Annotated in this window: 15 protein-coding genes (1 of these 15 running past the window's edge); 3 read left to right on the forward strand and 12 right to left on the reverse strand. The window is 64.2% G+C overall.

Features of this window, described 5'->3' with window-relative positions:
* On the forward strand, positions 1-16 hold the 3' portion of the coding sequence (locus tag NLN62_RS25900; RefSeq protein WP_254110683.1) for a hypothetical protein. 575 nt of this gene lie to the left of the window's left edge; only the last 16 of its 591 coding nucleotides appear in the window; its start codon lies off the left edge, out of view; its stop codon occupies positions 14-16.
* 324 nt (positions 17-340) lie between these two features.
* On the opposite strand, the gene NLN62_RS25905 is transcribed toward NLN62_RS25900, so the two are convergent.
* The 6 genes from NLN62_RS25905 to NLN62_RS25930 form a co-directional block, all read right to left on the reverse strand.
* Complete coding sequence (locus NLN62_RS25905; protein ID WP_027522176.1) at positions 341-1,429, reverse strand: TRAP transporter substrate-binding protein; 1,089 nt, start codon at positions 1,427-1,429, stop codon at positions 341-343.
* Between the two features lie 183 nt (positions 1,430-1,612).
* Positions 1,613-2,923 carry an NAD(P)H-dependent oxidoreductase gene (locus tag NLN62_RS25910; protein ID WP_254110684.1) on the reverse strand — a complete coding sequence of 437 codons (1,311 nt, stop codon included), beginning with the start codon at positions 2,921-2,923 and terminating at the stop codon, positions 1,613-1,615.
* Between the two features lie 156 nt (positions 2,924-3,079).
* Positions 3,080-3,880, reverse strand: coding sequence for a phytanoyl-CoA dioxygenase family protein (locus NLN62_RS25915; protein ID WP_254110685.1), 801 nt, complete (start codon positions 3,878-3,880; stop codon positions 3,080-3,082).
* A 140-nt stretch (positions 3,881-4,020) separates the two neighbouring features.
* On the reverse strand, positions 4,021-4,695 hold the full coding sequence (locus NLN62_RS25920) for a GntR family transcriptional regulator (RefSeq protein WP_254110686.1): 675 nt from the start codon (positions 4,693-4,695) through the stop codon (positions 4,021-4,023).
* Positions 4,696-4,853: 158 nt separating this feature from the next.
* The gene (locus NLN62_RS25925) at positions 4,854-6,107 is read right to left on the reverse strand and encodes a M20/M25/M40 family metallo-hydrolase (RefSeq protein ID WP_254110687.1); all 1,254 of its coding nucleotides are present in this window, start codon (positions 6,105-6,107) and stop codon (positions 4,854-4,856) included.
* 94 nt (positions 6,108-6,201) lie between these two features.
* Positions 6,202-7,059 (reverse strand): sigma-70 family RNA polymerase sigma factor, encoded by an 858-nt coding sequence (locus NLN62_RS25930; protein ID WP_027522181.1) that lies wholly within the window; start codon positions 7,057-7,059, stop codon positions 6,202-6,204.
* A gap of 121 nt (positions 7,060-7,180) precedes the next feature.
* Between NLN62_RS25930 and NLN62_RS25935 the strand changes: the two genes are divergently transcribed.
* On the forward strand, positions 7,181-7,636 hold the full coding sequence (locus tag NLN62_RS25935) for a carboxymuconolactone decarboxylase family protein (protein ID WP_035661913.1): 456 nt from the start codon (positions 7,181-7,183) through the stop codon (positions 7,634-7,636).
* Positions 7,637-7,820: 184 nt separating this feature from the next.
* On the opposite strand, the gene NLN62_RS25940 is transcribed toward NLN62_RS25935, so the two are convergent.
* The gene (locus NLN62_RS25940) at positions 7,821-8,633 is read right to left on the reverse strand and encodes an alpha/beta fold hydrolase (RefSeq protein ID WP_254110688.1); all 813 of its coding nucleotides are present in this window, start codon (positions 8,631-8,633) and stop codon (positions 7,821-7,823) included.
* 2 nt (positions 8,634-8,635) lie between these two features.
* Complete coding sequence (locus tag NLN62_RS25945; protein ID WP_027522184.1) at positions 8,636-9,454, reverse strand: alpha/beta fold hydrolase; 819 nt, start codon at positions 9,452-9,454, stop codon at positions 8,636-8,638.
* A 138-nt stretch (positions 9,455-9,592) separates the two neighbouring features.
* On the opposite strand from NLN62_RS25945, the gene NLN62_RS25950 reads away from it, so the two are divergent.
* Complete coding sequence (locus tag NLN62_RS25950) at positions 9,593-10,135, forward strand: methylated-DNA--[protein]-cysteine S-methyltransferase (RefSeq protein ID WP_254110689.1); 543 nt, start codon at positions 9,593-9,595, stop codon at positions 10,133-10,135.
* Positions 10,136-10,279: 144 nt separating this feature from the next.
* Here the strand turns inward: NLN62_RS25950 and NLN62_RS25955 are convergent, their stop codons facing one another.
* From NLN62_RS25955 to NLN62_RS25970, 4 genes are all read right to left on the reverse strand, one after another.
* Positions 10,280-11,149 (reverse strand): MBL fold metallo-hydrolase, encoded by an 870-nt coding sequence (locus tag NLN62_RS25955; protein ID WP_254110690.1) that lies wholly within the window; start codon positions 11,147-11,149, stop codon positions 10,280-10,282.
* Positions 11,150-11,166: 17 nt separating this feature from the next.
* Positions 11,167-12,360, reverse strand: a complete 1,194-nt coding sequence (locus NLN62_RS25960) for a serine hydrolase (protein ID WP_027522187.1) — start codon at positions 12,358-12,360, stop codon at positions 11,167-11,169.
* A gap of 23 nt (positions 12,361-12,383) precedes the next feature.
* Entirely contained in the window at positions 12,384-12,995 is a 612-nt protein-coding gene (locus NLN62_RS25965; protein WP_254110691.1) for a glutathione S-transferase family protein, read from the reverse strand.
* A gap of 141 nt (positions 12,996-13,136) precedes the next feature.
* A complete protein-coding gene (locus NLN62_RS25970) occupies positions 13,137-13,979 on the reverse strand; it encodes a fumarylacetoacetate hydrolase family protein (protein WP_027522189.1) in 843 nt (280 codons plus the stop codon).
* Between the last annotated feature and the right edge of the window lie 98 nt (positions 13,980-14,077).

Genomic DNA, 14,077 nt, shown 5'->3' on the forward strand with positions numbered 1-14,077 from the left:
CGACGATCAGAACTGAGTTGGGTGTCGAATAGCGTGCTATCGAGGCTCGCACGCCACCGACCACATTCTCCACCGTCATGCCCCGCCACCGGGTCTCGCCTTCGGCGAGCCCGATGACAGGCTCCGGCGGGGCATCCAGTACTCCGCGGCGGCGCGGTGAGAGCGAGCTCTCCAACGAAGGCCTCTGGAATACTGGATCGTCCGCTTTCGCGGGCGATGACGAGTACAGTATGGCTAGACCGGCCGCACCGCTTAGCGAATGGTTCCTTGCAGCACATACAAAAAGCCCCGGAGACATCTCCGGGGCTTTCGTCGTTTCAGAGCATGTGAATCACCGACGCTACGTCCGCGTCCGCATCCGCATCATGAAGCTGTCGAAGCTCAGCTCAGCGACCTGCATCCAGGCCAGCGATTCGTTGCGGTAGGCCGACAGGCTCGAATACATTTTGCCGAAATGCGGATTGCTCTTGGAGAGATCGGCGTAGATCTCGTTCGCAGCACCGTAGCATCCCTCCAGCACTTCCTGCGGGAACGGCTTCAGAATCGCGCCGGCCACGAGCAGGCGTTTCAGTGCCGGCGGGTTGACCGCGTCGTATTTGCCGGTGACCCAGGTGAAGGTGTCGCGCGAGGCGCTTTCGACCGCGGCCTGATAGTGCTTCGGCAGCGCGTTCCACTTGTCGAGGTTCATGACGTTGTGGCCCTGGCCGGTGCCTTCCCACCAGCCGGGATAGTAGTAGAATTTCGCGACCTTGACGAAGCCGAGCTTCTCGTCGTCATAGGGGCCGACCCATTCCGCAGCATCGATGGTGCCCTTCTCGAGCGCCGGATAGATGTCGCCGCCCGCGATCTGCTGCGGCACGCCGCCGACCTTGGCGATGATCGTGCCCGCGAAACCGCCGACGCGGAATTTCAACCCTTGCAGATCGGCCATCGACTTGATCTCCTTCCGGAACCAGCCGCCCATCTGGGCGCCGGTCGAGCCGGTCGGGATGCCGATCGCATTGTGCTCCTTCAGCAGATTGTTGAGCAGGTCCTGGCCGCCGCCCCACAACAGCCAGGAGATGTGCTGGCGCGTGTTGAGCCCGAACGGCAGCGAGGTGCCGAACGTGAACGCAGGGTTCTTGCCCCAGTAGTAGTAGAGCGCCGTGTTGCCGATCTCGACTGTGCCGTTCGACACGGCGTCGAGCACCTGGAGGCCCGGGACGATTTCGCCGGCGGCGAAGGGTTGGATCTGGAAGTGATTGTCGGTGATCTCGGCGACGCGCTTGCAGAAATATTCGCAGCCGCCATAGAGCGTATCGAGCGCCTTCGGCCAGCTTGCCGCCAGCCGCCACCTCACGTCCGGCATCGACTGTGCGATGGCCGGCGCAGCAATCGTGCTCGCGGCAAGGCCAAGACCGCCCGCCGTCAGAAACTTACGACGTTCCATGCGTTTCCCCTCTGTTGTAGTCGAATGCTCGACGAGGGATCGCGACCTTGTTGTCGCTTGTTGTTCGCCGGCAGCCGACGCTTCTTTTTGTCCGAACTCTGTCAGGCCCGGATCGCAGTCAGGATGACGAAAGGGAAACCGCAAATCAAGGCCGCCGCCCTCAGCCGTTCGACGTGTGGTTGATCAATGCTGCGCTGCGAACGCAGCCTCCATGGCCTTGCGGATCCTGACCGTCTCGTTATTGGCGTCGAATTCGACGTCGCTCCAGCGCACCACCTGGCCATGCGCGACGTCTTGTCTCAGCTTGACCCTGTGGGCAAGGCCGATCGGCAGCGCGCCGATCTTCAGGCTGCTTGCTGCCGGCATCAGCTTGCCCCACACGGCATAGCCGCCTTCCCCGTCAAGCATCTCGCCCCCGCGAAGATTGCGCTTGGCGACCGCCGCGACGTCGCCGCGGAAGCCTGTCGCTTGACCAGTGGGCTCGCCGCGCAGCGCCGCCGACAGGATCGAGATGTTCAGTTCCAGTCCGATCAGATGATAGGGCTTGTACATTGCGGCATAACGGCCGCTCGCGTCGGTCTTCAGGCCGTACTGCCTGAAGCAATCCGCGGCGTAATCGTTCGGCGCCTCCAGCACGACATAGACGCCCCAGCGCAAATCGCGAAACACCGGTCGGCCGTCACGCTCGAGCGATGACACAACTTCGACCACGCCTGATCGCTCCAATGCACCACCCTTGTCGCGCGGTCGCATGATGTGCGGGAGGTCGTCGACGCCGCATGGGGGAAACAGCAGCCCATCCGTCGGTACATCGAGCGTGCAGGCATTGGCGATCGCCGCCATCTCGATCGCCGACTTGGTGCCGTCGAGAAAGGAATTGAACATCTGCGGATTCATCCCGGCCGACTGCGCGTCGCCCGCAGTGAGGCCGTAATGCTGCCAGACGCCATCGGGCGTTACGTCGTGATAGGACGGCAGGTATTTGGTGCCCTTGCCGGCCGCGACCACACGAAAGCCGGTAGCGCGCGCCCAGTCGACCATCTCGGCCGTCAGCGCCGGCTGATCGCCATAGGCGAGCGAGTAGACGACACCCGCTTTTCGCGCTTCCTGTGCCAGCAGTGGGCCCGCCAGCACGTCGGCTTCGACATTGACCATCACGATGTGCTTGCCGGCCGCGATCGCCGCACGCGCGTGGCGGATGCCGACGGCGGGATTGCCGGTCGCCTCGACCACGACGTCGATCGGGCCATTCATCGCGCGCACGCCGTCATCGGTGAAGCTGGTCGCCGCGATGCGTTCGGCGTCCCAACCCACCGTCCGGCACGCCTCGCGCGCACGGTCGCGGTCGAGATCGACGATGACGGGCACCTCCAGCCCCGGCACATGCGGCACCTGCGACAGGAACATCGAGCCGAACTTGCCGGCGCCGATCAGCGCCACGCGCACCGGCTTGCCGGCGGCAGCGCGGACCTGGAGGAGGGAGAAGAGGTTCATGTTGCTATCCGATCAAGTATCGTGTCCCGGACGCGGTGCAGCGTGAAACGCTGCTCCGCAGAGCCGGGACCCAGAAAGAGAAGTGCGAGTGGCATGGGCCCCGGCTCAGCAGCGCACCGCTTGCGCGCTGCGCTGCGTCCGGGGCTCGAGACCTATCTATTCCGCCGCCTGCCGCGGCGCACGTGCGAGCCGCAGCAGCGCGTCGTCGTCGACCGTCCTGATCGGCGCAAAATCGCGGTGCGCGATGTACTCCGGCCGCGTCGGCTTGCGGATGTAGTTCGAGACCGCGTTCAGCGTCAGGTACACGATCTTGCGCGGGTAGGGCGTGATGTTGCCGCTCGAGCCGTGCACGAGATTGCCGTGGAACATCAGCATGCCTCCTGGCTTGCCGGTCGGCGCGACGATGCCGCCCTGCTTGACGAGGCGCGTCACGGTTTCCTCGTCCAGCGTCCACAGCGGATAGGAGGTGGTTGCAAGATCGTGCGAGGCCTCCAAGTCGCCGGCATTCTGGCTGCGCGGCACCAGCATCAGGGGACCGTTGATCGGCATCACCTCGTCGAGGAAGATCGCGATGTTCATCGCGCGCGGCTCGGGCATGCCGTCGTCGCGCTTCCAGGTGCCGTAGTCCTGGTGCCACTGCCAGACGTCGCCGGTGAAAGCCGACTTCGCGTTGATCTTGAACTGGTGCATGTAGACGGGCTCGCCGAACACCTGCTCGACCGGCTCGATCATGCGCGGATGCCTGCCAAGCACACCGAAAGCCTGGTTGTAGAGATGCGCGGCGAAGGCCGTGCGCGGCGCGCCGCTCTTCTCGCGCCAAACCTCGGGTCGGTCAGCGTCGTAGATGCCGACCGCCTCGCGCGCGAGGAAATCGACCTCCTCTTGGGCAAACAGCTCGGGGAGGAACAGCCAGCCCTCGCGATGGAAGAACTCCGATTGCTCCTGGCTCAGTTTCATGGGTGCATCCTCCGTTGATTATTATTGTTGTCATTCCGGGGCACGCGAAGCGTGAACCCGGAATCTCGAGATTCCCCGTTGCGCAATTGCGCATCTGAGGTCTGGTCCTTCGGACCATCCCGGAATGACGGCGCGAATTGCTACGCGGCTTCCTCCGTCGCTCTCAATCTCTCCTCGGTCATTCGTCCGGCCGTCTGCGCATGCGCAAGCGCGGCGCGCTCCGCCGCTTTGGCTTCACCGGCCAGAATGTGTCCGGCAATCGTCGCGTGCTCGGCCCAGGCGCTCTCGCGATAGTCGAGCTCGGACAGCACGATCGCCATCGAGCGGCGCATATGCGGCCATTGTGGCGCGATCGTCTCCTCGATCACGGGATTGCCGGCGAGGTGATAGATCGCGCGGTGAAACTCGACATCGAGCGCGGTCAGCTCGTTCAACGACGTCTTGCGGTTGATGGCGCGTCCGGCGCGCAACGCGGCCGCAAGTCGCTCGCGTCCCGCGGCATCGCGCGCGATCCGTTCAGCGGCGAGCCGCGCCGCCAGCGCATCAATGGCGCTGCGCACCTCGTAGAGCTGGCGAATGCGCGTGGGGTCGAGCTGAGTGACTTCGAATCCGCGCCGGCCGCTCTCGGCAACCAGTCCCTGCCGATGCAACAGATGCAGCGCATGCGACACCGGCTGGCGCGACACGCCGAGCTTGTCAGCCAGTTCGTTCTGTCGGATGCGTTGACCGGGCTGCAAGGTGCGATCCGTGATCGCCTCCAGGATGCGCGCATAGACCTGGTCGATCAGATTGGGCAGCGGGTCGAGCGGGATCACGCCGGCGGCTCCTTTCGGAATACGGAATTCCGTATGCGAAACTATCGCGGGAGGAGCGGGGGCGTCAAGCGGGCCGTAGATCATCATTTCTGGCGGGACTAATCTATTGAAGATACTTGACTTTTTATCCCTCCCACAGGCGGGGTGGGGTGAAGCCGCTATTTCTTCCCCTGCTCGATCAGCATGCGCGTCATCAGATAGAGCCGCGGCACGATCGAATTGGTGTCGATGTACTCGTCGCGGGCGTGATAGCCGAAGCCGGCAAGGCCAAAGCTTTCGACCACGACCGCCTTGCCACTGCGATTGGCATAGCCGGCGTCGGTCCCCCCACCCGTCATCTCGGCGATGTCGAGCTTGCGACCGAGCTCCGCGTAGATCGCCGGTCCCTCCTGTGCGAGCGCGCGGCCGCGCTCGCCGGCAACGAAGGGCGGACGTCCCGGCACGATCGACACCGTCGTCTCGGTGTCGGGCACAAGCTTGTTCTTGATCTTCTCGTCGAGCGCGGCCTGGAGCTTGGCAATGCCGTCGGAAACGGTGAGGCGGATGTCGGCGCCGGCCTCGGCATCTTCCGGAATCTGGTTGCGCACGGTGCCGGCCTTCGACGTCGTCCAGTTGAGCTGCGTGCCGGGGATGGATTTCGCGACATCCTGGGTTTGCAGCAGCTGGTGCGAAAGCTCGATCAGCGCGTTACGGCCGCGGTCCGGCGCCGCGCCGGCATGCGAGGCGCGTCCCTTCACCTTGATCGTTCCAGTCGCGGTGCCGCTGGCACCCAGCAGCAGTGAATCGTTCTGCGCCGGCGGCGAGGCGGCCGTCGGCTCGCACGACAGCACCACGTCATGCTGATCGGCGAGCTCTGAGATGAATTCGCCCGAGCCGATCGAGCCGACCTCCTCGTCCGGATTGAGGGAGACCGTGAGCGTGGCGTAGTCGCGCCAGCCTGTGTCTTTCAGGATCTTGAGCGTGTGCAGGATCACGGCGATGCCGCCCTTGTCATCGGCAATGCCGGGTCCGAAGATCTTGGTGCCATCGGCATGGTACGGCTCAGTCGCGAGAATGCCGCGCTGATACACCGTATCCATATGCCCGATCAGCATCAGCTTGCGCTTGCCGGTGCCCTCGAAGGTGCCGACGACGATATCGGCGCCGGCGCCTGCCGTGGTCTTCTGCCGCCGCGTCGTCGCGCCCAGCGCTTTCAACCGCGCTTCGGTGAAGTCCGCCATCTTCGCGAGCCCCTCGACATCGCTGCTGCCGCTCTCGATCATCACCATATCGTGCAGCGTCTCGATCAGCGGCGCCTTTTCCTGCTCGGCGGCGGCCTTCAGCTTCTCGTCGGCGGCCGCGAGCGCCGTGGCGTTGGCGCTCACAAGGACGAGCAGGGATACGGCGAGGAGGGGAACGAGGCGGAATGTCATCGAGCTGTCCTTCTGCGTCTCGCGCGCCGGCACTGCGCGCGATTGCCAATCAGCTTAGCATCGCCGCCGCATCGACTCCAAGACGCGTGGCGCCCTACTTCTCCAGCACCTCCACGTCCAATGCGCCGATCGCTTCTGGATTGGCGATCGCCTCGATCCCGGCGATCCTGTCGCCTTTGAAAGTGACGCGCAGCGCGATCCGCAAATGCCCACCGAGGATGACGGCAACACCCATTTTGCCATCGACGAGTGCGGGCCGTGCAGCCTGGGCGCGTCCCCTAAACGTCTCGGCGACAGCCGTGGCGCCGCGGATCTCCGGCAGCGAGCCGAGTCGCACCGCGGCCTCATCGGCGCGCACGACGACGTCGGGATCGAGCACGGCGAGCAGTCCCTCGAAATTACCCTCGCGCGAGGCGGCCAGAAACGCATCGACGATCGTCCGCTGCCGGGAAAAATCCGCATCCGGCACCGGCGCGCCCTGCACACGGCGCCTGGCGCGGCTCGCGAGCTGGCGCGATGCATCCACCGAGCGACCGACGATCGGCGCGATCTCCTCGAAGGGAACGGCGAACATGTCATGCAGCACGAAGGCGAGCCGCTCTGCCGGTTGCAGCGTCTCCAGCACCACGAGGAGCGCGGCGCCGACGGAATCGGCCATCTCGGCCTCGCGCTCACGCGCATCGTCGACCGGCTCCGGCACGTCCGGGCCGATCGGATCCTCGCGGCGCGATTTGCGTGCGCGGAGCATGTCGAGGCAGATGCGCGCAACCACGGTGGTCAGCCAGCCCCGCAAATTCGCGACATCCGAGGTGTCGCTGCGGCTGAGCCGCAGCCAGGTCTCCTGCACGGCGTCGTCGACCTCGCCGCGCGTGCCCAGCATCCGGTAAGCGACGCTGCGCAAATGGTCCCGATTGGCCTCGAATTGCCGGGCTAGAAAATTTTCTTCAGTCATCGGTCACATTCCCTGGTCGTGGTCCGTCATGCCCATGACGAGATAAATTCGGTCGATGTGACCGGATCCGTCGAAATTCCTCTCGCCGGAACTTCCGGCTTCGAAATGGAGACACGACATGATGCACGCACGTATGAATCATCCGGTCATGGTCCTGCCTGAGGCCATGAAGGCGATGCAGGCGCTGAACGAGGTGAACAAGCAGGGATTGCCGGAAAAACTCCTGGAACTCGTGCACCTGCGCGCCAGCCAGATCAATGGCTGCAGCGTCTGTGTCGATATGCATCCCAAGCTCGCCCGCAAGGCTGGCGAGACCGATGAGCGGCTGTTCGCGGTCTCGGCCTGGCGCGATACGCCCTATTTCACCGAAGCAGAGCGCGCCGCGCTGGCACTCACTGAGGCGGTCACGCGTCTTGCGGATCGGGCAGACCCCGTTCCGGACGCGATCTGGAACGAGGCTGCCAAGCATTTCGACGAGCGCGAGCTTGCGACCCTGATCCTCTCGATCGCCACGATCAATGTCTGGAACCGCCTGAACGCGACGATCAAGATGCCGGTCGGCGTGTGGAAGGTGTAGCGAGGCGAGCACTGGTCTTCCTTCTCCCCTTGCGGGAGAAGGTGGCGCGAAGCGCCGGATGAGGGGTTACATCCGCGAATTCACTTTAAGAGATGTATGCGCGGAGCGAGACCCCTCACCCGTCTCGCCGCCGCGTTCCGCGCCGTCGATCCACCCTCTCCCGCAAGGGGAGAGGGGAAGAGAACTACCCCTCCAAGAACTCGCTCACCACCTTGCCATACTCGTGCGGCGCCTGTTCGAACATCCAGTGGCCGGCATTCGCGATCACCGCCGTCTTCGCGCCGGCGATGTGCTCGGCCAGCACGCGCCAGATCACCGACAGGCTGCCGGTCGTCGCGCCGCCGCCGATCAGTAGCGTCGGCGTCGTGATCGCCTGCGCGTCGGCCAGCATGTAGGGCTTGCGCTGCTCGTTGAGCTGGCCGAGGAAGGTGACGACGTTGTCGCGCAGTTGCTGTTTCGCGGCCGCCGGCACGCGCCGCCAGGTGCCGTCGCCCTCGATGCCCTCATAGAAATTCCGGAGCGCGCCTTCGACGTCGCCGGCATGGATCATCTCGACCGAGAGCGCCGTGCGCGCGGCGAGCGGTGGATGGGCGGGCATGTCTGCCGGGACTGGCAGGCTTGCATCGAGATCGCCGCCGGGCTCGGCGAGCACCAGCTTGCGCAACAGGTCAGGCCGCGCCTGCGCCACGCGAAACGCGATGTGCCCGCCGCGCGAATGCCCCATCAGATCGCCCGACGCGTGCCCGATTCTTTCGATGAAGCCGATGACGTCGGCGACATGCTGGGCCATCTTGTAGTCCTCGCCGGCGCCGTTCCAGTGCTCGGGAAAGAAATGCCGCAGGCTGACCGCGATCACGCGATGCCTTTTCGAGAGCGGGCCGAGCACCGAATACCAGGTGCGGAAATCGCCGAGCGTGCCGTGCACGCAGACCAGCGGCAAGCCTTCTCCGACCTCGAGATAGGCCATGTCGTATCCGTTGACGTGAACAGTCTGCATGATCAGCCCGCCAGAAAATCCAGCACCACGTCCGAATATTTTTGTGGCGCCTGCTCGAACATCGGATGCGTCGTGTTCGCGATGATCGCCGTCCTGGAGTAGGGCACATGCGCTGCGAGCGCGTGCAGCACTTTCGGCAGCAGGCCTTTGGTCCGGGCACCGAGGATGAACAGCGTCGGCATCAGAATCGACTCCGCATCGGCCTTTGAAAATGGCGGGCGGTTATCCCTGACCTGGCCGATCAGAGTATACGCGTTGTCGCGCAGATTCTGCTTCACCATCGCCGGCAGCCGCGGCCAGGTGCCGGGTCCCTCCAGCGTATCCACGAACACGGCGAGGCCGCCATCGACGTCGCCGGCCGCGATCTTCTCCGCGGAGGCCGTGAAACGCGCCAGCAGCGGCGAGGGACCGCCGGTGTAATCCGGATCAAGGCTCGCATCGAGTTCGCCGCCGGGCTCGGCGAGAATCAGCCGGCGCAGCAGATCCGGCCGCGCCTGCGCGACACGAAAGCAGATGTGCCCACCGCGGGAATGGCCCATCAGGTCGACGGGACCGGTATCGAGCTTCTCGATGAAGGCGATGACGTCGTCGACATGCTGCGCAATGGAATAGGTGTCGCCGACACCGTCCCATTGCGCCGGGAAGAAGTGCCGCAGGCTGACGCAGATCAGCCGGTGCCGCTGCGACAGCGGTCCGAGCACGCTGCCCCAGACCCGGAAATCGTTGAGCGAACCGTGCACGCAGACTAGCGGCGGTCCCGCCCTGGCTTCGCCCACGTCGAGATAGGGCATATCATATCCGTTGACGTGAAGGCTCTGCATGAAGGCTCTCGAAAGGCGCGGGGAACTCCTGTGCAAGATTCCCGGAAACCGGGTGGATCGCAACTATTTCCAAGCCTACATTTCGCGGGAAGATCACAAGCGGGGGCCTGCGACGAGGAAGAGCCCAGGAACCTAGTCATGACTGACCAGCATTTCGTCCTGTTCGAGACCAAAATCGGCCTGTGTGCCATCGCCTGGGGCCCGCGCGGCATCAACGGCGTGCAACTGCCGATGGGCGGCGAGGACAAGATCCGCACCCGCATCCACCAGCGTCACGCTGATGCCAGCGAGGCCCAGCCGACGGCCGAGGTGAAGCAGGCGATCGACCGCATCGTCAAGCTGCTCGATGGCGAGCCGGATGATCTCACCGACATTCCGCTCGATCTCGATGGTGTTCCCGACTTCAACCGCGGCGTCTACGAGATCGCCCGCACCATCCCGCCCGGCAAGACCATGACCTATGGTGATATCGCCAAGCGACTCGGCGGTGTCGAATTGTCGCGCGAGGTCGGCCAGGCGCTCGGCCGCAACCCGTGCCCGATCGTCGTCCCCTGCCACCGCGTGCTCGCCGCCGGCAACAAGCCCGGCGGCTTCTCCGCCAATGGCGGCGTGGTGACGAAGCTGAAAATGCTCGAGATCGAAGGCGCGCGGGTCAACCACACGCCGAGCTTGTTTGATTGAGGTCTGCCGCTTGCGCAGAACTGGTAGGGTGGGTTAGCCCTGCGGCTGCGCGAAGCGCAGTCCGCTAGGCGTAACCCACCAATTTTGGCGCCGCGAGAGAAGAGGTGGGTTACGCTTCGCTAACCCACCCTACGGCATCGCGCCTCACACCGCCGCGCAGACGAACGCGTTGCCCTTGCGGCGGATCTTGCCGCTCGACGGCGAGGGAAAATGCGCCGTGCAGCACAGCGTATCGGTGTCGCAATAGCGCTCCAGGAAGCTGCGCCGGGTCTTCGCCGCCTGCGCCTGGTCGACGTCGAACTTGATCGACAGCTCCGGATAGAGCGTCTGCAGCGGCGAGTGCATGAGATCGCCGGAGAACACGGCGTCGTCCTTGCCGCGGCCGAATGTGAAGGCGACGTGGCCGGGCGTGTGGCCCGGCGTCGGCAGGATGCGAACATGATCGCCGATCTGATGGTCGTTGCTGACCAGCTCATGGCGTTTGGCTTCGACCACCGGCAGCACGCTGTCGACGAAAGGCGGCACGGGCGCCTTCGCGTTCTGCTCGGACCAGTAGTCGAACTCCTGCCTGGCGAACAGATAGCGCGCCTTGGGGAAGGTCGGCACCCAGCGGCCGTTCTCCAACCGCGTATTCCAGCCGACGTGATCGACATGCAGATGCGTGCACATCACGAAGTCGATGTCATCGACCGAGACACCGGCGTCGCCCAGCGCACGCAAATACGTATCGTCGGTCTTCATGTGCCAGGCCGGCCGCTGCGGGCGTGGCTTGTCGTTGCCGACGCAGCTATCGATCAGGATGGTGTGATGCGGCGTCTTCACCACATAGGACTGGAAGCACAGCATCAGCACATCGTTGTCGTCGAGCGCTTTCGCCTGCTTCATCCAGGCGCGGTTCTCGGCCAGCACCTCGGCCGTGAGTCCCGGCAGCATTTCCAGCGCAGGAACGAACGAGGTTTCCTGCTCGATAACGCGATGGATGGTGAGATCGCCGACCGAGAATGTGAGGCTCATGCTAGCTTCTCCTGGTATCAATGCGCGTCGCGCACGGATGGAATGACGATATTGGAAAGGATGTCGATCGCCGCCAGGCCTTCCTTCGGCTGACCGTACTGCGCAGCAGTGGTCATCATGACGAGATCAAGCTCGGGCACGATGAAAATGCGTTGCCCGCCCCAGCCAAACGCGCCGACCCACTTGATTTCCTTGTAGCCGGCGAGCGAGCGACCCATCCACCATTGATAGCCGTAGAACAGCGTACTGCCAAAATAGCCGATCGCCTGGAAGCGCGGCGCGATCGATTGCGCGATCCACTCTGCCGAGACGATCTGCTGGCCGTTCCACTGCCCGCGATTGAGCACGAGCTGGCCGACCTTCGCCGCATCGCGCGGCCGTAGGCGGAGGCCGGCGGCAGCTGCGACCTTGCCGTTCTTCGGATAGGCCTTCCACTCGAGGTCGGTGACGCCGAGCGGCTGAAACAGCGCCTCGCGCGCGAAAGCTTCCAGCGGCTTTCCCGAGACGCGCTCGATGATGTTGCCGAGTAGATCGGTCCCGCCACCATTGTAGGTCCACAGCGTATCCGGTGGCGCGGCGACAGGTCGTGACAGCACATAGCCGATCGGATCCGGCTCGAAGCCGAGATGCGGCTCGTCGTTCTTGGGATCGGTCCAGGCCCGCGCCTCGTCCCATTTGATGCCGGAGGACATCGTGAGCAGATGGCGTAGCGTGATGGTTTCCCACCCGGCCTGCTTCTCGGCCTGGTAGTCGGGGAAAAATTTCAGCACGGGCTCATCGGCGCTGGCGATCAGCTTGCGGTCGATAGCGATGCCAACCAGTAGCGACGTCACGCTCTTTGATGCTGAGCGCATGTCGTGCTTGGTGGTGGCCGTGAACTCGTGTTGGCCTTCCGGCTGTCCCCAGGGTTGGTCGTAGCCTGGAAAATATTGCTCGAAGACGAGCTTGCCGTGACGCGCGACGACGACCGAATGGACTGCGGTAGCCCGTTGCTCGAGCCGCGCGGCGATGCCGCAGAGCAGCGTGCCATCCATGCCGACGCTGTCGGGCGACGCGGTCACCCAGCCATCGTCGATCGACGATGGCGAACCGCAGGCAAGGTTTCTTTGTTCAGGCGCCATGCCGTCAGCTCGCACATGACTCGCTGAGACGATCAACGCGAGCGCGAGGCTCGCGCCGAGAATTGTGAGGCGGGGAGAACGGTCGCGCATCGTCATTCGCCCCGCATGTCTTGTTACGCCGGCGGCGGCACCGAGATCTTCACGGAGGGCCGCTCCAGCATCTTCTGATGGAAAGCGTCGAGCTTCGGATAGGCCTTGCGCCAGCCGCAGTCGGCGAAACGGAAGTCGGCATAGCCGAGCACGCAGACGAGGCCGATCTGCGAGATGTCGAACGGACCGTTCAGGACTTCGGGGCGGTTCTCGAACCGCGCCATGCCGGTCCAGGCCCGGTTCCAGTGGTCGTCCGACCATGCCTGCCATTGCAGGCCCTGCGGCCGCACCATCCTCTCGTAGCGGCACAGCAGCATGGAATCGAGCATGCCGTTGATCAGCGAATGATCGGTCTTGGCCGACCAGCGGCGCGGGCCGTAATCCGGGATCAGATTGCCGCCGGCGAGCTCGTTGAGATATTCGACGATGACGTAGGAATCGAGGATCACCTCGCCATTGTCGGTGATCAGCACTGGCAGCTTCTTCAGCGGCGTGATGCGCGAATAGTCCTCATTCGCCTGCCCCGGCGCGACGGTTGCGGGGACGAACTCGATCTTGTCGACGAGCCCAAGCTCGATCGCGGCGATGCGCACCTTGCGCGCGAAGGGCGAGGCCTGGGAGAAGGTGAGTTTCATTTCAATGTCCTAGGGCGGATGCGGCAGTTCAAGTTCGTCATTACGAGCGAAGCAATCCAGATTGTCTCCGCGGAAATAGTCTGGATTGCTTCGTCGCTTTGCTCCTCGCAATGACGGTGTGGCAGCGGTCGAGACCGTTGCCTACGCCGCGACGATCTCCTGGCGCTGCTCGCCGAGGCCTTCGATGCCGAGCGCGACGACGTCGCCGACATTGAGGTAGGTCGGCGGCTTCATGCCCATGCCGACGCCGGGCGGCGTGCCGGTCGTGATGATGTCGCCGGGCAGCAGCGTCATGAACTGCGAGACATAGGAGACGCACTTGGCCATGGTGAAGATCATGGTCGCGGTCGAGCCGGTCTGGCGGCGCTGGCCGTTGACGTCGAGCCACATCGACAGGTTCTGCACGTCCTTGATCTCGTCCTTGGTGGCGAGCCACGGTCCGAGCGGACCGAACGTGTCATGCGACTTGCCCTTGGTCCACTGACCCAGGCGCTCGGTCTGGAAGTGGCGCTCGGAGACGTCGTTGCAGACGCAATAGCCGGCGACGTAATTGAGCGCGTCGGCTTCAGAGACGTATTTGGCGCGGGTACCGATGATCGCGGCAATCTCGACCTCCCAGTCGAGCTTGGTCGAGCCGCGCGGCTTCTCGACCGGATCGTTCGGGCCGGAAAGCGCGGTGTTGGCCTTCATGAAGATGATCGGCTCAGTCGGGATCGCGGCGCCGGTCTCCTTGGCGTGGTCGCTGTAGTTGAGGCCGATCGCGACGAATTTCGAGATCCCGGTGACGGGGGCGCCGAACCGCGACTTGCCCGCGACGGCCGGCAGCGAGGCCGGATCGAGCGCTGCGAGCTTCTTCAGGGACTCCGGCGAATAGGCCTCGCCGGTCAGGTCCTTCACATGGGCCGAGAGGTCGCGCAGCTGGCCGGATTTGTCGATCAGCCCGGGCTTTTCTGCACCTTTTTCACCATAACGAACAAGCTTCATTCTCGTCTCTCCCTGGGATGGACTGGTCGGTTAAATAGCTTCATGGAACAGGGCGGCGGGAATTTCAACCGCCTATGGGCCCGTGCATTGCAGCCCTC

Source organism: Bradyrhizobium sp. CCGUVB23 (genome assembly GCF_024199885.1).
Lineage (GTDB): Bacteria > Pseudomonadota > Alphaproteobacteria > Rhizobiales > Xanthobacteraceae > Bradyrhizobium.

Excerpts from the sequence above, each read along its gene's own strand:
- NLN62_RS25905 (WP_027522176.1), bottom strand. The coding sequence starts at position 1,429 with ATGGAACGTCGTAAGTTTCTGACGGCGGGCGGTCTTGGCCTTGCCGCG.
- NLN62_RS25910 (WP_254110684.1), bottom strand. The coding sequence starts at position 2,923 with ATGAACCTCTTCTCCCTCCTCCAGGTCCGCGCTGCCGCCGGCAAGCCG.
- NLN62_RS25915 (WP_254110685.1), bottom strand. The coding sequence starts at position 3,880 with ATGAAACTGAGCCAGGAGCAATCGGAGTTCTTCCATCGCGAGGGCTGG.
- NLN62_RS25925 (WP_254110687.1), bottom strand. The coding sequence starts at position 6,107 with ATGACATTCCGCCTCGTTCCCCTCCTCGCCGTATCCCTGCTCGTCCTT.
- NLN62_RS25930 (WP_027522181.1), bottom strand. The coding sequence starts at position 7,059 with ATGACTGAAGAAAATTTTCTAGCCCGGCAATTCGAGGCCAATCGGGAC.
- NLN62_RS25935 (WP_035661913.1), top strand. The coding sequence starts at position 7,181 with ATGCACGCACGTATGAATCATCCGGTCATGGTCCTGCCTGAGGCCATG.
- NLN62_RS25940 (WP_254110688.1), bottom strand. The coding sequence starts at position 8,633 with ATGCAGACTGTTCACGTCAACGGATACGACATGGCCTATCTCGAGGTC.
- NLN62_RS25945 (WP_027522184.1), bottom strand. The coding sequence starts at position 9,454 with ATGCAGAGCCTTCACGTCAACGGATATGATATGCCCTATCTCGACGTG.
- NLN62_RS25950 (WP_254110689.1), top strand. The coding sequence starts at position 9,593 with ATGACTGACCAGCATTTCGTCCTGTTCGAGACCAAAATCGGCCTGTGT.
- NLN62_RS25955 (WP_254110690.1), bottom strand. The coding sequence starts at position 11,149 with ATGAGCCTCACATTCTCGGTCGGCGATCTCACCATCCATCGCGTTATC.
- NLN62_RS25960 (WP_027522187.1), bottom strand. The coding sequence starts at position 12,360 with ATGCGCGACCGTTCTCCCCGCCTCACAATTCTCGGCGCGAGCCTCGCG.
- NLN62_RS25965 (WP_254110691.1), bottom strand. The coding sequence starts at position 12,995 with ATGAAACTCACCTTCTCCCAGGCCTCGCCCTTCGCGCGCAAGGTGCGC.
- NLN62_RS25970 (WP_027522189.1), bottom strand. The coding sequence starts at position 13,979 with ATGAAGCTTGTTCGTTATGGTGAAAAAGGTGCAGAAAAGCCCGGGCTG.